This is a genomic window from Comamonas sp. GW821-FHT11H03 (genome assembly GCF_058807955.1).
On the sequence record NZ_JBXARF010000001.1, the window covers coordinates 846646 to 863899 of the forward strand.

The window sequence follows — 17254 nt, forward strand, 5'->3', positions numbered from 1 at the left end:
AGTCTTTCAGGCATGAATCTTTTGCCAGTCAAGCGATTCATGCTATGAAAACAGGTCTATTTCAACGCAAACCCTAGCGCCACGCCCGCAAAGATCGCAGCGCCAATCCAGTGGCTCTTGCTGAAGGCGACAAAACAGCCTTCGCGCGTGCGATCCTTGATCAGGCTGAAATGCCAGAAGATCTGGGCCGCCGCCACGCCCATGCCCAACCAGAAGGGCCAGCCCAGCCGATAAGGCGCCAGCACCCAGGCGATCAGACCCCAGCACAGGGCAAAGAACAGCATGATGGCCGTGACATCGAAACGACCCAGGGTGATGGCCGAGGTCTTCATGCCGATCTTGAGATCGTCATCGCGGTCCACCATGGCGTATTCGGTGTCATAGGCCAGCACCAGAAACATATTCGCCAGCCACAGCGTCCAGGCCGTGGCACTGACCTCACCGGTCACCGCCGCAAACGCGATCACGATGCCGAAATTGAAGGCAATGCCCAGAAAGGCCTGAGGCATGGCAAAAAAGCGCTTGGTGAACGGATAGAGAATCGTGAACAGCACGGCAGGCACCGACCAGGCCACGGCCTCCCAGCGGGTGGACAGCACCAGACCGAAGGCAACCAGCGTGAGCGCCAGGCCAACCAAGGCGGCCTCCCTGACCGAGATCTGGCCGCTGGTGATGGGGCGCTGGGTGGTGCGTTTCACATGCCTGTCGAAGTCGCGGTCGGCAATATCGTTGATGGTGCAGCCCGCGCTGCGCATCAGCACCGTGCCCAGCACAAAGACGATCAGCAGATGCCAGCCCGGAAAGCCCTGAGCGGCTACCCACAGCGCCACCAGCGTGGGCCAGACCAGCACCAGCCAGCCCGCGGGACGGTTGAAGCGGATCAGATCCAGATACAGCGACAGCTTGGAGCGCGGCGAAGCAGGAATGGAGGCGGACATGAGAGGGGTTCCGGAAGGCAGGAGATCACGACCGGGCTCCCAGGCCACGATCAGCGCAGCGGCAATTGTGCCTCGGCCTGGGGCGGCCCGATGGTGCCGCCCCCATGCTCGACACGGTCTGTCAACCAGAGCACCAGGGCCGTCCAGCTCAGCCCCAGGCACAGGCCCGCCAGCACATCGCTGGCATGGTGCACGGACAGCAGCACGCGGCTCAAGCCCGTGCTCAGGGCCAGCAGCGCGGCCGCCGCAAAGACCCCAGCCCGCCAGCGCGGCGGCAGGCGACGCGCGACCAGCCAGGCCAGCATGCCGAAAATCGCAGCCGTGCCCGCACTATGGCCGCTGGGAAAGCTGAAGCCGGCCTCATGCACCAGAGCGTCCAGCGGACGCTCGCGTCGCATGGCCGCCTTGATGAAGCGCACCCACAGTCCCGTGCCGGCCACGGCCACCACCCAGCCCAGCAGCTGCAGGCCCTGGCGCTGCCACAGCAGCCACAGGCCCACGGCCAGGCTCAGCAGCCCCATGACGCGCAAATCCCCGAGCATGGTCCAGCCACGCACCAGGGGCTGCAGACTGGGCGGCAGGCCTGCGCTCACCGCGCTCTGTAGCTTCAGGTCCAGGGCCATCAGCCCCTGAGTCGGCTGAAGGGGCTGGGACTGCTGCACGCAGACGATCAGCAGGGCCAGAACAGCGCCAGCCAACCCCGCCACCGCCAGCAGCCAGTTGCCGCCAGGCCTGAGATCCGCGCTGCGGTCCTGCCACAGCCACGCGGCCCGGCCCTGCGCACGCCAGCGCAGCATGCCGGCCGCGAGCAGCAGCAACAACACCAGCACCCAGATGGCATGGCGGTCCACCCACTGCGCCAGCAGGACCACGGAAGTCGCCGCAGAAAACACAGGCATTCCTTTCAGGAGCAAAAGCAAAAAAGCCCTGACGGGCCTCTGGAGGCTGGCCCGTCAGGGCTTGGGGAGTCCGCGCGAACGACGGCCTGGGTGCGCGCCTCACTCCTCGAGCAGGGAGCGCAGCATCCAGGCGGTCTGCTCGTGCACAGCCAGGCGCTGGGTCAGCAGATCGGCCGTGGGCTCGTCGCCGGCCTTGTCGGCACGGGGAAACAGCTGGCGGGCCGTGCGCGCCACGGCCTCGTGGCCTTGCACCAGGATGCGCACCATCTCCAGGGCCTTGGGCGGCTGCGCCGGTGCATCCGGCAGGCTGGTGAGCTTGCCGAACTGGGCATAGGAGCCGGGCGCATGGTGGCCCAGTGCGCGGATGCGCTCGGCCACGGGATCGACGGCATTCCATAGCTCGGTGTACTGCGCCATGAACATGGTGTGCAGCGTATTGAACATGGGCCCCGTGACATTCCAGTGGAAGTTGTGCGTGGTCAGGTACAGCGTATAGGTGTCGGCCAGCAGCGCCGACAGCCCCTTGGCAATGGCGGCGCGATCCTCGTCGCTGATGCCGATGTGGATGCCTGCGGGCACCTGCGGCGCGGCGTCCGACTTTTGTTTCTGCGATTTGTCCTTGCCTTGCTTGGTCATGCACTCACCTTTCGGGTTTAACGAATCCAGACTCCCGCCCTCTTCAAGCCGCTAAAGCCATGCTTACTGCGACAGACGCTGCACTCCCGGCAGCGGGCAGGCGTAGACGGCATTGCGCAGTGCGGCAATCGCCTCATAGCGCGTGAAGCTGCGTCGCCAGGCCAGCACCACACGGCGGGTGGGCGGCGCAATGCCGTCTTCCTCATGAATCGGAAGATAGCGAATATGAGGCTCATCGGCGCGGCGACGGCGCTCAGTGGGAGCCAGCGCATCCTCGGGAACGGACAGGCGCGGCACCAGGGTCACGCCCATGCCGGCGGCCACCATGTATTTGATGGTCTCCAACGAGGAGCCTTCGAACGTGCGGCGAATGCCTTCGGAGTTGCTGGCATAGCGCGCGAATTCGGGGCAGACCTCGAGCACATGGTCGCGGAAGCAGTGACCCGCGCCCAGCAGCAGCATGGTCTCGTTCTTGAGATCCGTGGTGGACAGGCTTTTCCTCTGCGCCAGCGGGTGGGCGCTGGGCACGGCGGCCATGAAGGGCTCGTCGTACAGCGGCGCCAGTGCCAGACCGGTATCCGGGAAGGGCTCGGCCATGATGGCGCAGTCGATCTCGCCCGTGCGCAACATCTCCAGCAGCTTGACGGTGAAGTTCTCCTGCAGCATCAGCGGCATCTGCGGCGTCATGTTGATGGAGTTGCGCACCAGATCGGGCAGCAGATAGGGGCCGATGGTGTAGATCACGCCCAGGGTCAGAACGCCGGACAGCGGGTCCTTGCCGCGCTTGGCGATTTCCTTGATCTCGTTGGCCTGCTCCAGCACGCTTTGCGCCTGGCGCACGATCTCCTCGCCCAGCGAGGTCACCGAGACTTCACCGGCACTGCGCTCGAAAATCTTGACATCCAGCTCCTCCTCCAGCTTCTTGATCGCCACGGACAGCGTAGGCTGGGACACATAGCAGGCTTCGGCGGCACGGCCAAAGTGCTTTTCCCGCGCAACGGCCACGATGTACTTCAATTCGGTAAGAGTCATAAAGAGTGGGTCATTGGGATCATCAACAACAGCATTGATTCATCCTGTTTTTGCATTCAATCACAAATTGCCAAGGCAAAAGATTACATATATTCCTGCAAAAACGTAACTTTTTACGTCTTCGAACGCATGATTCGGTATTTCAGGCCTTCAGATACTCGGCCTTTCCACCCAGCCAGCGGCTGACATGGCGTGCAGCCAGCGCAGGAAACTGCTCAAGCATAAGCGGTGCCAGCTCGCGTGCCCAGTCCAGCAGCAGCACATCCTGCTCCAGATCGGCAAAGCGCAACATGGGGGCGCCAGACTGCCGGGCGCCAAGAAACTCGCCCGGTCCGCGAATCTCCAGATCCCGCCTCGCTATCTCGAAGCCGTCATTGGTCTCGGCCATGGCACGCAGGCGCTCCTTGCCGGTATCGGACAAGCGCCCGTTGTCATTGACCGAATACAGCAGCACGCAGGCCGAAGCTGCGGCACCGCGCCCCACACGGCCGCGCAGCTGGTGCAGCTGCGAGAGGCCGAAGCGCTCCGAGTGTTCGATGACCATCAGCGAGGCATTGGGCACATCCACTCCCACCTCGATCACCGTGGTGGACACCAGCACGCCCATGACCCCGGCTGAAAACAGCTCCATCACGGCCTTTTTCTCGACCGTGGGCATGCGCGAGTGCAGCAGACCCACCATGACACCGGGCAGCATTTCGCTCAAATATTCATGGGTGGCCGTGGCATTCGACAGATCCAGCGCTTCGCTCTCCTCGATCAGCGGGCAGACCCAGTAGACCTGGCGCCCGCTGGCAACCTGGGCACCGATGCGCTCGATCACCTCCTCCTTGCGGCTGTCCGAGATCAGCTTGGTGACGATGGGCGTGCGCCCGGGCGGCAGCTCGTCGATGGTAGAGACATCAAGGTCGGCGTAATAGCTCATGGCCAGCGTGCGCGGAATCGGCGTGGCGCTCATCATCAGCAGATGCGGCTCCATGCCCGTGGCCGCCAGCTTTTGACGCAGCGCCAGACGCTGGGCCACGCCAAAGCGGTGCTGCTCGTCGATCACGGCCAGGGCCAGGTTCTTGAACTGCACCTGCTCCTGAATCACGGCATGGGTGCCCACGACCAGCGCCGCTTCGCCGCTCGCCACCAGCGCCAGCATCGCGGCGCGCTCCTTCTTTTTCTGGGCACCGGCCAGCCAGGCGACCTTTTTGCCCAGCGGCGCCAAAATCGGCTCCAGCCAGCCCACCAGCTTGCCAAAATGCTGCTCGGCCAGAATCTCGGTGGGCGCCATCAAGGCGCATTGCCAGCCGGCTTCGATACAGGCCACGGCAGACAAGGCCGCCACCACCGTCTTGCCCGAGCCCACATCGCCCTGCAGCAGCCGGTGCATGGGAATGCGGCGCTCCATATCGGCCCGAATTTCGCCCACCACGCGCTGCTGCGCCCCCGTCAGGCCAAACGGCAGCTGCGCGAGAAACTGCTGCGTCAAATCCGCCATGCCGGCCTGCGGCCTGAGCACGGGCGCGCGCAAGCGGGCACGCTCGCGCTTGGCTTCATACTGGGACAGCTGCTGAGCCAGCAGCTCTTCGGCCTTGAGCCTTTGCCAGGCCGGATGGGAATGGTCCTCCAGCGTGACGAGAGCCACATCGGGCGTTGGGAGGTGCAAAAAAGTGAGCGCATTGCGCAAGTCATATATGGGTTGAATCCCATCCTGACCATAGAACTGCGCAATGGGAGGTGACTGCCCCGGTGGCAGGGTCTCGGACAGGTCTGCGCGCAGCAGCGCCGAGGCGATGGCCCGCCGCAGATAGGCCTGCGGGAGGCTGGCCGTGGCGGGATAGACAGGCGTCAGCGCCGTGGGCAGCTCTCCGCCCGCCACCCGGAATGCGGGGTGCATCATCTGCCGCCCCCAGAAGCCGCCCTTGACCTCGCCGCGGATGCGCAGGCGCGCGCCGGGCGCCATGGTCTTTTGCTGCGACGGATAGAAACTGAAGAAGGTCAACAGACAAGTGCTGCTGCCATCATCCACGGTGACCTTGAGCATGCGCCGCGGGCGCAGTTGCACCTCGCTGTGCGTGACCGTGGCCTCGATCTGCACCGTTTCGCCATCGCGCGCGTTCTTCAGCGGCACGATGCGGGTTTCGTCCTCATAGCGCAGCGGCAGATGCAAAGCCAGATCGATATCGCGCGTCAGCCCCATCTTCTGCAAGGCCTGCTGCGCAGGGCTGACGGTCTTTTTAGCAGCGGCATCCAAATCCGTGCCTGCCTTTTTCTCACGAGCGGCAGCGCGCTTGACAGCAGACTTTGGCTCGGCAACAGGCTTTTTTGACACAGGCAACTGAGACTCCTTGACTACACTCCCCGCGACCAGGAAAGCAATGTATGTATATACAGCATATTCAGGTTTGCAAACAACTGCCTCCAGCGCAACAACGTCAAAATCGCTACCATCCTCAACTTGTTACTTTGTGTTTCCGTGGAAATTCATGTTGAAGCGAGTTGATGTCGAGCACCTTCGCCAGGGAATGTTTGTGCACGAGTTCTGCGGCTCTTGGATGGAGCATCCCTTTTTGCGTCCCCGCCTCCTGCTCGATCAGCCCAGGGACCTGGAGCGTCTGCTTGCCACCACCATCCGCCAGGTGTGGATAGACACCAGCAGGGGGGCCGACATTGCCCCCGACATCACGCCCGCAGAGGTCTCCGAGTCGCCAGTCGACGACGCTGTGCCGTGCTCACCGGCACGGCTGACCAGAACCAGCGTGGAGTTGCAGCAGGCCCATCAGATCATCGGGCAGGCACGTGATGTGCTCAAGACCATGTTCAACGACGTTCGCCTGGGCCGTCCGCTGGACCTGCCGGCCTCAAGCCTGCTGGTCGACGAGATGGCCGAGTCGATCAAGCGCAACCCCCATGCCCTGATCAGCCTGGCACGCCTGAAGACTGCGGACAACTACTCCTATATGCACAGCATCGCGGTGTGTGCCCTGATGATCGGGCTGGCGCACCGCATGGGCCTGGACGAACACCAGGTGCATCTGGCCGGTATCGCGGGCCTGCTGCACGACATCGGCAAGAGCAAAGTGCCTCTCGAGGTTCTCAACAAGCCTGGGCCGCTGGACGCCGAGGAATGGGTCATCATGAAATCCCACCCTCGCTGGGGCTACGAACTCCTGTTGCCTCAGGGGCTGGACGACACCGTTACCGACGCCTGTCTGCATCACCACGAAAAAGTCGACGGCACGGGCTACCCCGACGGGCTGAAGCAGGACGACATCAGTCTGATGGCGCGCATGACGGCCGTCTGCGACGTCTATGACGCCATCACCTCGGATCGCCCCTACAAGCAAGGCTGGCACCCGGCCATCGCGCTGCAGCGCATGGCGCAATGGGCGCCCCATCATTTCGACAAAGCCATCTTCGAGCAGTTTGTCCAGACAGTGGGCATCTACCCGCTGGGCTCGCTGGTGCGACTGCAGTCGCAGCATCTTGCCGTGGTGCTGGATGTCTCGCCAACCTGTTTGCTGACCCCGAAAGTGCGGCGCTTTTACTGCCTCAGCCAGCAGCGCCGCATAACGCCCGAGATTCTCGACCTGGCTTGTCCCCATGCCAACGACAGCATCGTCGGTCGCGAAGACCCTGCCGAATGGCCCTTCAGGAATCTCAACGAACTCTGGAACCCCGCCGCTGCTCAGCCCTGAAGCCGGCAGCCCTAATGGCGATTTGCGACAATCGCCCACTTGTTTGATTGAACTTGGAACGGGCCTCGTACGGCCCTCAAGCACCGCATGTCTTCCTGCACCCGTGAATTCACACTCAGCGATTTCGACTTCGACCTGCCCGAATCCCTGATTGCCCAGCATCCCACCGCCGTTCGCAGCGCCTCGCGCCTGCTTGATGGCCGCAGCCTCCCTGCCACCGACCGCATCTTCCGCGAACTGCCCGATCTGCTGCAGCCCGGCGACCTGCTGGTCTTCAACGACACCAAGGTCATCAAGGCACGTGTCTTCGGTGAAAAGGCCAGCGGCGGCAAGATCGAACTGCTGGTCGAGCGTGTGCTGCAGAACAACGAGGTCGTGGCCCATATGCGCGTGAGCAAGAAGCCCTTGCCCGGAGCCAAGATCCATCTTTGCGGCGGCCTCAAGAACGGCGGTTTCGAAGCCACGCTGCTGGGCCGCTGGCCGGACGAGAACGGGCCGCTGTTCCAGCTTTCCTTCAAGGGCAACCAGGGCGAGTCGCCCTATGAATTGCTGGAGCAGTTCGGCCACTTGCCGCTGCCGCCTTATATCGAGCGCCAGCAAAACGCCGACCATGACCCGGATGAAAAGGAAGACAGCGAGCGCTACCAGACCGTGTTCGCGGCCCACCCCGGCGCCGTGGCCGCACCGACCGCCGCCCTGCATTTCGACGAAACCGTGCTTGCCGCCCTGCAAGCCAAGGGCGTGGAGCGCGCCAGCGTCACCTTGCATGTAGGTGCCGGCACCTTCCAGCCCGTCAAGACCGAAAACCTTGCCGACCACATCATGCACAGCGAGTGGTATGACATTCCCCTGCCCACATTGGCCGCCATGGAGCGCTGCCGCCAGCGCGGCGGCCGCATCATTGCCGTGGGCACCACCACGGTGCGCACGCTGGAGTCCTGGGCCAAGTACGGCAATATCAGCGGAGACACCAGCATCTTCATCACCCCGGGGTTTCAATACCAGGTGGTCGACATGCTGATCACCAACTTCCATCTGCCCAAAAGCACGCTGATGATGCTGGTCAGCGCTTTTGCGGGCTATGAGCACATCATGGCCATGTACCAGCATGCGATTGCCCAGCATTACCGCTTCTTCAGCTATGGAGACTCCATGCTGCTGGAGCGCCAGCGCTGATCTGCAACACATTGGAGCCGCTGCGTCGGCTGCTGGCATAAGGAGTTACAGAAACACTGGGTCCAATCTTGTCTTGGTGGTAGATTTCATCGTTTTGTCAAAGTGCTTATTCATTTAGAAAAAATCAATGGAAGTTCAAACCTCACAAGATGAAGAGTTGGATCTGCTGGATCTATTGGTCACTCTCGCGGAAAACTGGAAGCATCGGTCTGGTGATCCCCAAGACCTATGAAAGCAGCTCATCGGTTCAGGTGGAGCGTACTGGCTCCAGCTTTACCGCCTCCATGGCCGCCAGCCTGGCCATGTCTGCAGACGTGCTGCACCAGATTGCCCCCGTTGCGGGACTGACCGAAGGTCAGACCAAGGAAGAGATCTATAAAAAGCTCAGCAAGCGCATCACCGTCAATGTCGGCAAGCAGGACAAGCTGCTGAATATTGCAACGCAGGCCAAATCGCCTGAAGCGGCTCAAAAGCTCAACCAGGCACTGCTGGACACCTTGTTTCCCCTGAGCAAGCCGCGCGGAATGGAAAAAAAGCAGCTGGAAGTGCAACTGACCTCCGAAAAGACGCGCCTGGAGGAGTCACTCAAGCTCGAGCATGACACTTCTGCCAATCTCTCCTCCGGCAAAAGTGTCACCGAAGCGACCAGCCGCCTCTACGGCGAGCTGCTGACCGCTAACAGCACTCGCCAAAAGGGGACTCTTGACATGGAGCGCCGCCTCGAAGGTCTGGACAATGACGATGTGATCCAGATGCCGACCCTGCCCGAGCTCTCCATCAAGCCCAATAAGTCCATGCTCGCCATGGGTGCGGCTGTGGGCACCGGCTTCATCCTGCTGCTTTTTGTGTTCATCCGGCAAGCGCTGCGCACCGCCAAGGAATCCTCGACCGAGCAGGCCGAAAAAATTGCGCGTATTCGTAACGCCATGCCCTGGTAAATCTTCATCGCCTCATCCAGCGCCCGCACCGAACAGTGCGGGCATTTTTATGGGCGTCGCGACCAGAGCCGACAACCTCATCCACCTAGAATTCAGCGACTCTCTTGTCGCAAATCGCTACGGACATGCTCTCCCGCTGGCTATCTCCCACACTTTCCCCGTCAGCGCAGTCTTCCATCCGCGGTGTTCTGCTCACCATATTCGCCTGTGCGCTTTTTGCGATTCTGGATAGCGCCACCAAATTCACGGGCACGCTGCTTCCGGTTCTCATGGTTCTGTGGCTGCGCTTCATGGCCCAGGCCATGGTCACCAGCGTGCTGGTTTTGCCTCGGCACGGCTTTTCGGCCCTGAGAACCCGGAACTTGAGGTTTCAGCTTCTGCGGGCAGTTTCAGGGCTTTTGACTACGGTTTGCGCCTTTTTCTGCATAAAGAACATGCCTTTGGCCAATTTCACAGCCATCTGGTCAGCAGCTCCGCTGTTTATCGTGGTCGCATCGGCACTCTTCTTCAAGGAACAGGTCAGCCTTGCCCGCTGGTCGCTGCTGGTGATCGGTCTGCTAGCCGTGATTGCCATCGTCCGACCGGAAAACGATGGACAGCCCTTGGGCCTGGCCGCCCTGTGGCCGGTGGGTCTGCTGGTATCGGGCACCACCTACCAGGTCCTCGGAAGTCGCCTCTCGCGCCTGGATTCACCTCCGACCACCCAGCTTTACTCGACCTGGCTGCCCTTGCTGCTGACCACTCCTGTCATAGGCTTTGTATGGCAGCCCATCGATCAGTGGCAGATCTACGCGGCGGCAACGGTGATGGGCCTTTGCAGCGGCATTGGCCACCTGATGCTGCTGCAGGCATACACCCACGCCACGCCCGCAACCGTGGCGCCTTTTCTCTACAGCCAGATCGGCTTTGCCATGCTGATGGGCTGGCTGTTTTTCGGACAGCTTCCCGACAGCACATCGCTGATCGGCATGGCGGTGGTGACGCTCAGCGGCCTGACGGGCGTCTGGCAGGGGATCCGGGAAAAGCGCTGAGACAGCCCAGTCCGGCCATCTCAATAGCCGTGTCTGAGCTTGAACTCCCTGGCCTTGCCGAAGTGTCCGTTACCGATAAAGGGCACGGGAGGCCTCAAAGCCGATAGCGGTGAAGGGTGGTTGCTCATCAGCACCAGATGGCCACGATCCTGAGGAATGAACACACGCTTGGACTGGGCGTGCGAGCCCCAGAGCATGAAGACCGTGGGCCGCCCCTGCTCGGCGACATGTCGGATGATGGCATCGGTCAGCTCTTCCCAGCCTTTTTTGGCATGGCTTGCGGCCTGCCCTTCTTCCACCGTCAGGCTGGTGTTGAGCAGCAGCACGCCACGCTGGGCCCAGCTCACCAGGCTGCCACCGGGCTGGGGAAAAGCAGGAAACGGCGTGCCCAGCTCGCGTTGCATTTCCTTGAAGATGTTCTGCAGCGATGGCGGCACACGCACCCCGGGGGCGACAGAAAATGCCAGGCCCTCGGCCTGCCCACGACCATGATAGGGGTCCTGCCCCAGGATCACGACCCGCACATCCTCGGGCGGTGTCAGCTCCAGAGCCCTCAAGGGAGCCGGGGGAAAGATCACGGCGCCGGCATCCAGTCTTTGCTGCAAAAACTGCAGCAGCTTCTGACCTGTGCTCCCTGCAAAGAAAGGCTCGACAACGGCTTGCCAGTCTGACGAGACAGGCCAGTCCTGTGGATCTGCACTCATCAACTGGGTAGGCGCAGCGGTGTTAGCACCCATGCTCTGGCTAGTGAAGTTCATGCGTGGATTCTCTCAACTTCCACGGCCCCCTCGAAGGATTTCCTCAAGGGTTCTCACCTATTTCGAGGCTCAAAATACCTGATTTCAGTGAGTGACACATTCTGACATTTTGCAAAGAATCGACTCCAACATAGCTGACCACTTGGCGGCTCAGGCTCACAAGGAGTTATTCATGCACACATCTTCTGCCACTCACTCACAAGCCTCTGCCGTGCAGGCCTTCTTTTCCTGCACCCGCCCTGCGTTCTCTTTGAGTCCACAGGGCTTCAAGTTTGCCGACTGGGAGTTGAGGCTGCGCTCGCGCAGCCTCATCAGCGCTGCCGGGCATGAGGTGGGGCTCACAAAGAGCGAGTTCGCACTGCTGCTGGCCCTGCTCAAACGTCCCAGGCAAATCATGAGCCGTGAGCAGATCATGGATCTGACGCAAGCCCAAGACGATGTTTTTGACCGTGCCATTGATGTGCAGATGCTGCGCTTGCGCCGCAAGGTCGAAGCATCGAGCCGCGCGCCCACGCTGCTCAAGACCAAGCGCGGTGCCGGTTATTTTCTGGATGCCGATGTGCAGGTTCTGCGCTGAACCTGCACCTGAGCCAGCCCTTTATTGAAACAGCTCGGCCAGGGCCTCGCCCGGCTCGCGGGCACGCATAAAGGCCTCTCCCACCAGGAAGGCGTCAATGCCGGCATCACGCATGGTCTTCACATCGTCGCGGCTCAGGATGCCGGACTCGGTCACCAGCAGGCGGTCGGCGGGCACATCCTTCTTGAGCGCAATCGTGGTCTGGATATCGACCTCGAAGCTGCGCAGATTGCGGTTGTTGATGCCCACCAGCGGCGTCTTGAGCTTGAGAGCGCGCTGCAGCTCCTCGGCGTCATGCACTTCCACCAGCACATCCATGTCCAGGCTGTGCGCAATCTGCTCCATCTCGGCCATCTGCGCATCGTCCAGACAGGCGGCGATCAAGAGCACGCAGTCAGCGCCCATCACCCGCGATTCGTAGATCTGATAGGGGTCGACCATGAAGTCCTTGCGCAGCACCGGCAGCAGCGTGCTCGCGCGGGCCTGCTTGAGGTAGTCGGGTTGCCCCTGGAAGAACTGACGATCGGTCAGCACCGACAGGCAGGCCGCACTGATCTTGCCGTCGCCCACCATATAGCTCTGGGCGATATCGGCAGGATCGAAGTCGGGGCGGATCACGCCCTTGCTGGGGCTGGCCTTCTTGACTTCGGCGATCACGCCGGCCTGTCCCTTGGCGATCTTGGCACGGATGGCTCCCACAAAATCGCGCGTGGAGACACGGCTTTGCGCATCGCGGCGCATCTCGGCAAACGGCACGGCCTTCTTGGCAGCAGCAACTTCCTGGACCTTGACGTCGCAGATTTTCTTGAGAATGTCAGACATGGTTTTCCTTGTTGGTGGCGGCATCCGCAGGGGCGCGCAAGACCTTCACGATGACGCGGTGCATGCCTATGCCCACCACGATGAACAGCAGGGAGATGCCCAGCACGATCCAGGTGCCGGCATCACTCCAGATGGGCGCGTCGAGCAGGCTCATGCCGCTGTCTGGCCGAGCTTTTGCGAATAGGCCACCAGCTCCTGGAGCTTGGCCAGTGCCGCGCCGCTGTCGACGGCCTTCTGCGCACGCTCCAGGCCCTCTTCGATCGAGCTGGCCACATTGGCGGCATACAGGGCAGCGCCGGAGTTCAGACAGACGATATCGCGTGCCGGGCCAGGCTCGCCCTGCAGCACGCCCATCAGCATGGCTTTGGACTCCTCGGGATTCTCGACCTTGAGCGAGCGCGTGCCCGCCATGCGCAGGCCGAAGTCCTCGGGATGGACTTCATACTCGCGCACCACGCCGTCCTTGAGCTCGCCGACCAGCGTGCCCGCACCCAGACTGATTTCGTCCAGGCCATCGCGGCCGTAGACGACCAGCGCATGCTCGGCGCCCAGGCGCTGCAGGGCACGCACCTGGATACCGACCAGGTCTTCGTGGAACACGCCCATCAGGATATTGGGGGCGGATGCCGGGTTGGTGAGCGGGCCCAGGATGTTGAAGATGGTGCGCACGCCCAGCTCCTTGCGCACGGGGGCCACGTTCTTCATGGCCGGATGATGGTTAGGCGCAAACATGAAACCGATGCCCACATCGCGTATGCAATCGGCGATCTGCGCGGCGTTGAGGTTGATGTTGACGCCCAGCGCCTCCATGGCATCGGCGCTGCCCGACTTGCTGCTGACGCTGCGCCCGCCATGCTTGCTGACCTTGCCGCCCGCCGCTGCAATCACAAAGGTCGAGCAGGTCGAGATGTTGAAGGTGTTGGCGCCGTCGCCGCCGGTGCCGACGATATCGACCAGATTCCTCTTGTCATGCACGTTCACCTTGTTGGAGAACTCGCGCATCACCTCGGCCGCAGCCGAGATCTCGCCAATGGTTTCCTTCTTCACGCGCAGGCCGGTGATGATGGAGGCCGTCATCACGGGCGAGAGCTCGCCGCGCATGATCATGCGCATCAGGTGCAGCATTTCGTCATGGAAGATTTCACGATGCTCGATGGTTCGCTGCAGCGCTTCCTGGGGAGTGATCATTGCAATATCTCTCTATGTTTTTAATAGCTGTCTTCGCTTATCAGCAATCGATTTCCTATTGTTTTCATTCTGAAATCAAGCAGTGACATGCGCTGACAGCTATCAATAAATCAACAGTTATTTCTGGTCGAGAAAGTTCTTCAGCATGGCATGACCATGCTCGGTCAGAATGCTCTCCGGGTGGAACTGCACACCCTCGATGGCCAGCTCGCGGTGGCGCACCCCCTGGATTTCACCATCTTCGCTGGTCGCCGTGATTTCAAGGCATTCGGGCAGCGTGCTTTGGTCTATGACCAGAGAGTGATAGCGGTTGACCGTGAACTGCCTGGGCAGGTCGGCAAACACGCCCTTCTGGTCGGTGCTGATCACGCTGGTCTTGCCATGCATCTGCTGGCCCGCCCGGATGATGTCGCCGCCAAAGGCCGCACCAATGCTCTGGTGACCCAGGCAGACGCCCAGAATCGGAAGCTTGCCCGCGAAATGCCGGATCGCCGCCACCGAGATGCCCGCCTCGTTGGGCGAGCAGGGCCCGGGCGAGATCACCAGCCGCTCGATGCCTTCGCGCGCGATCAGCGCCTCGACTTCGGCCACCGTGGTTTCGTCGTTGCGCACCACGATCACCTCTGCGCCCAGCTCGCCAAAGTACTGGACGATGTTGTAGGTAAAGCTGTCGTAGTTATCGACCATCAGCAGTTTCATGGTCTTACTCCCCTGATTTCTTGGGTTCACGCAGGCGCGCAAACTCCTGGTGCTCGTAGGCGATGCAGGCTTCCATCAGCGCGCGATAGACGGTCTCCATCACATCGGGCTGGCCGCCCTCCTGCGCCGTGCGCTCACGCACGCGGCTGACGATGGCCTCGATGCGCGCCTCATCGCGCACCTGGCCCATGTCACCCTTGATGCGCGCCGCCTGCTGCATATAGCCGATGCGCGTGACCAGCAGCGGCACCAGCACATCGTCGAGCGCATTCACATTGCGGCGTACATCTTCCATGGTGGTGCAGTGCTGCACCAGATCAATGGCTTGGCTCATTCCAGACCTTCCTCAACGAGTTCTGCAGCGCGCAGCAAGGCGCGGGCCTTGTGCTCGGTCTCTCTCCACTCCAGCTCGGGCACGGAGTCGGCCACCACGCCGGCAGCGGCCTGCACATAGAGCACGTTGTCCTTGATGACGCCGGTACGGATCGCGATCGCCAGATCCATGTCGCCGGCAAAGCTCAGATAGCCGCAGGCACCGCCATAGATGCCGCGCTTGCTGGGCTCGAGCCGGTCGATGACTTCCATGGCATGCACCTTGGGAGCGCCCGTCAGCGTGCCGGCGGGGAAGGTAGCCTTGAACACATCCATGTTCTCCATGCCGTCCTGCAAGATGCCTTCCACATTGCTCACGATATGCATGACATGGCTGTAGCGTTCCACGGCAAAGGCCTCGGTCACCTTGACGCTGCCGGTCCTGGCAATGCGGCCGATATCGTTGCGCGCCAGATCGATCAGCATCACATGCTCGGCACGCTCCTTGGGGTCGGCGATCAGCTCCTGCTCGGTGGCCTTGTCGGCCTCCACCGTATTGCCGCGCGGACGGGTGCCGGCCAGGGGGCGAATCGTAACCTTCTGGCCATCGGGCGTGCGCTCCTGGCGCACCAGAATCTCCGGGCTGGCTCCCACCACATGGAAATCTCCGAAATGGTAGAAGTACATATAGGGGCTGGGGTTGAGCGAGCGCAGCGCGCGGTACAGCGACAGCGGCGAGGCCGTGAAACGCTTGTGAATGCGCTGGCCTACCTGCACCTGCATGAAGTCGCCCGCCGCAATCAGCTCCTTGGCCTTTTGCACGGCGTCCAGATAGTCCTGCTTGTCGAAGCTGCGCTCTGCGGGATAGCTTTCGCCGGCACGAATCTGCGGCGCGCTGACGGAATAGCGCAGCTGGTCCTTGAGCTGGCGCAGGCGCTTCTTGGCACGTGTATAGGCCTCGGCCTCGCCGGGATTGGCATAGACGATGAGATAGAGCTTGCCCGAGAGGTTGTCGATGACGGCGACTTCCTCGCACTGCAGCAGCATGATGTCGGGCGTGCCCAGGCTGTCGGGCGGGCAGCTGTTTTCGAGCTTTTTCTCGATATAGCGCACGGCGTCATAGCCGAAATAGCCGGCCAGGCCGCCACAGAAGCGCGGCATGCCAGGTGTGACGGCCACCTTGAAGCGCTGCTGATAGGCCGCAATGAAGTCCAGCGGATTGCCGCCGGCCGTCTCCACCACCTTGCCATCGGTCACCACCTCGGTCCTGGCCTGGTCACCAAAGCCCGAGGCGCGCACAAAGCTGCGTGCCGGCAGGCCGATGAAGCTGTAGCGGCCGAAGCGCTCGCCGCCGACCACGGATTCCAGCAAGAAGCTGTACTTGCCGTCGCCATTGGCATGGGCCAGCTTGAGATAGAGGGACAGCGGGGTTTCGAGGTCGGCAAAGGCCTCGATCAACAGCGGGATGCGGTTATAGCCTTGGGCCGCAAGTGATTTGAATTCCAGTTCCGTGATCACGGCAGAAGCTCCGGGAGTCATGGCGCATGGTGCATCTGCACGGTTGGATTACAGGGCAGATGACGCGTTTGAAGAGAGGATGCGCCGGTTCATTCCAATTGGCCCGAAGTATGCAATACATGGGGCCGCGGGGTGCACGCCGGGCTCGTGCCGGGTGCTTCAGCAGTTCAGATGTGCAGGCTTACGCCAGGGCCAGGCTCCCCGGTCTCCACAACCTGCATTGAACGTGCGATGAATGAACATGATGCCGGACAGTGTAGCGCATGAACTGCGGAATTTTTCCGCAAACCAGATCCCCGGGGAAAGACCCATCTCAAAGCCCCATGCTGGGGACAGTCCTTATTGCGACGAAATCCGGCAGACACAAATATGCACGACCGTTCGCAATTCAAGGCCACCTGCAGAGCGGCCAGGAACAACCAACACGAGGAGACATTCATGCCCAGCCTACGTTGGCCACAGGCTTTGCTGCTGGCCGCTGCGCTCGCCAGCTTTGCCCCCCATGCTCAGGAGCGCCCGACTGAACCCGTCAAGTTGCATGGAGTGAACTACGCACCCAGCTTGCAGTTGCAGGGTCAGGCCCTGCAGCTCAACGGCGCAGGCACCCGCTACAAGGCCGTGTTCAAGGTCTATACCGCCGGCCTGTACCTGGAAAAGCCGGCGCGCAGCCTGCAGGAAATCGCCGCCCTGCCCGGGCCCAAGCGCATCAGCGTGACCATGCTGCGCGATATCGACTCGGCCGAGCTGGGCAAGCTGTTCTCACGCGGCATGGAAGACAATATGGAGCGGGCCGCCTTCTCCAAGCTGATTCCGGGGGTGATGCGCATGAGCGAGATCTTCACCCAGCACAAAAAGCTGCTTGCAGGCGAGAACTTCTCTGTGGACTGGCTGCCCGGCCAGGGCTCCATCGTGACCGTCAAGGGCCAGCCACAGGGCGAGGCCTTCAAGGAGCCCGAATTCTTCAACGCCCTGCTGGGCATCTGGCTGGGCCCCAAGCCCGCCGATCAGCAGCTCAAGAAGGCGCTGCTGGGCGAGGCACCCTGA

18 protein-coding genes are annotated in these 17254 nt (G+C 61.8%); 6 read left to right on the forward strand and 12 right to left on the reverse strand.

Translation table 11 applies throughout. The features are described 5' to 3' along the window. Nucleotides 1–56: 56 nt before the first annotated feature. From ubiA to recG, 5 genes are all read right to left on the reverse strand, one after another. On the reverse strand, nt 57–938 hold the full coding sequence (ubiA, locus tag AC1RTQ_RS03955; RefSeq protein ID WP_492874411.1) for a 4-hydroxybenzoate octaprenyltransferase: 882 nt from the start codon (nt 936–938) through the stop codon (nt 57–59). A 50-nt stretch (nt 939–988) separates the two neighbouring features. After that, nucleotides 989–1837, reverse strand: coding sequence for a phosphatase PAP2 family protein (locus tag AC1RTQ_RS03960; RefSeq protein ID WP_492874413.1), 849 nt, complete (start codon nt 1835–1837; stop codon nt 989–991). A 99-nt stretch (nt 1838–1936) separates the two neighbouring features. Beyond that, a complete protein-coding gene (locus AC1RTQ_RS03965) occupies nt 1937–2473 on the reverse strand; it encodes a Dps family protein (protein ID WP_003068377.1) in 537 nt (178 codons plus the stop codon). 63 nt (nt 2474–2536) lie between these two features. Then, complete coding sequence (locus tag AC1RTQ_RS03970; RefSeq protein ID WP_492874415.1) at nt 2537–3505, reverse strand: LysR substrate-binding domain-containing protein; 969 nt, start codon at nt 3503–3505, stop codon at nt 2537–2539. 142 nt (nt 3506–3647) lie between these two features. Further along, nucleotides 3648–5831: an ATP-dependent DNA helicase RecG gene (recG, locus tag AC1RTQ_RS03975; protein ID WP_492874417.1), complete on the reverse strand. Its 2184-nt coding sequence runs from the start codon at nt 5829–5831 to the stop codon at nt 3648–3650. Nucleotides 5832–5979: 148 nt separating this feature from the next. Between recG and AC1RTQ_RS03980 the strand changes: the two genes are divergently transcribed. The 4 genes from AC1RTQ_RS03980 (at nt 5980) to AC1RTQ_RS03995 (ending at nt 10336) form a co-directional block, all read left to right on the forward strand. Beyond that, nucleotides 5980–7191, forward strand: coding sequence for an HD-GYP domain-containing protein (locus AC1RTQ_RS03980; protein WP_492874419.1), 1212 nt, complete (start codon nt 5980–5982; stop codon nt 7189–7191). Nucleotides 7192–7278: 87 nt separating this feature from the next. Further along, complete coding sequence (gene queA, locus AC1RTQ_RS03985; protein ID WP_304351810.1) at nt 7279–8367, forward strand: tRNA preQ1(34) S-adenosylmethionine ribosyltransferase-isomerase QueA; 1089 nt, start codon at nt 7279–7281, stop codon at nt 8365–8367. Between the two features lie 212 nt (nt 8368–8579). Next, complete coding sequence (locus AC1RTQ_RS03990; RefSeq protein WP_492874421.1) at nt 8580–9305, forward strand: Wzz/FepE/Etk N-terminal domain-containing protein; 726 nt, start codon at nt 8580–8582, stop codon at nt 9303–9305. 125 nt (nt 9306–9430) lie between these two features. Then, nucleotides 9431–10336 (forward strand): DMT family transporter, encoded by a 906-nt coding sequence (locus AC1RTQ_RS03995; protein WP_492874516.1) that lies wholly within the window; start codon nt 9431–9433, stop codon nt 10334–10336. A 20-nt stretch (nt 10337–10356) separates the two neighbouring features. Here the strand turns inward: AC1RTQ_RS03995 and AC1RTQ_RS04000 are convergent, their stop codons facing one another. Then, nucleotides 10357–11094 carry a uracil-DNA glycosylase gene (locus AC1RTQ_RS04000; RefSeq protein ID WP_302088777.1) on the reverse strand — a complete coding sequence of 246 codons (738 nt, stop codon included), beginning with the start codon at nt 11092–11094 and terminating at the stop codon, nt 10357–10359. Nucleotides 11095–11266: 172 nt separating this feature from the next. On the opposite strand from AC1RTQ_RS04000, the gene AC1RTQ_RS04005 reads away from it, so the two are divergent. Beyond that, a complete protein-coding gene (locus tag AC1RTQ_RS04005) occupies nt 11267–11671 on the forward strand; it encodes a winged helix-turn-helix domain-containing protein (RefSeq protein WP_492874423.1) in 405 nt (134 codons plus the stop codon). Between the two features lie 21 nt (nt 11672–11692). Here AC1RTQ_RS04005 and trpC read toward each other — a convergent pair whose 3' ends face one another. From trpC to trpE, 6 genes are all read right to left on the reverse strand, one after another. Beyond that, nucleotides 11693–12493 carry an indole-3-glycerol phosphate synthase TrpC gene (trpC, locus tag AC1RTQ_RS04010; RefSeq protein WP_492874425.1) on the reverse strand — a complete coding sequence of 267 codons (801 nt, stop codon included), beginning with the start codon at nt 12491–12493 and terminating at the stop codon, nt 11693–11695. Next, nucleotides 12486–12647 carry a hypothetical protein gene (locus tag AC1RTQ_RS04015; protein ID WP_302088774.1) on the reverse strand — a complete coding sequence of 54 codons (162 nt, stop codon included), beginning with the start codon at nt 12645–12647 and terminating at the stop codon, nt 12486–12488. The genes trpC and AC1RTQ_RS04015 overlap by 8 nt, the downstream gene beginning before the upstream one ends. After that, nucleotides 12644–13687 (reverse strand): anthranilate phosphoribosyltransferase, encoded by a 1044-nt coding sequence (gene trpD / locus AC1RTQ_RS04020; protein ID WP_492874517.1) that lies wholly within the window; start codon nt 13685–13687, stop codon nt 12644–12646. The genes AC1RTQ_RS04015 and trpD overlap by 4 nt, the downstream gene beginning before the upstream one ends. 111 nt (nt 13688–13798) lie before the next feature. Then, entirely contained in the window at nt 13799–14380 is a 582-nt protein-coding gene (locus AC1RTQ_RS04025) for an aminodeoxychorismate/anthranilate synthase component II (protein WP_492874427.1), read from the reverse strand. A 4-nt stretch (nt 14381–14384) separates the two neighbouring features. After that, nucleotides 14385–14714 (reverse strand): chorismate mutase, encoded by a 330-nt coding sequence (locus AC1RTQ_RS04030; RefSeq protein WP_492874429.1) that lies wholly within the window; start codon nt 14712–14714, stop codon nt 14385–14387. Further along, nucleotides 14711–16210, reverse strand: a complete 1500-nt coding sequence (gene trpE, locus AC1RTQ_RS04035) for an anthranilate synthase component I (RefSeq protein ID WP_492874431.1) — start codon at nt 16208–16210, stop codon at nt 14711–14713. The genes AC1RTQ_RS04030 and trpE overlap by 4 nt, the downstream gene beginning before the upstream one ends. A 438-nt stretch (nt 16211–16648) precedes the next feature. Between trpE and AC1RTQ_RS04040 the strand changes: the two genes are divergently transcribed. Beyond that, entirely contained in the window at nt 16649–17254 is a 606-nt protein-coding gene (locus AC1RTQ_RS04040; protein ID WP_492874433.1) for a chalcone isomerase family protein, read from the forward strand.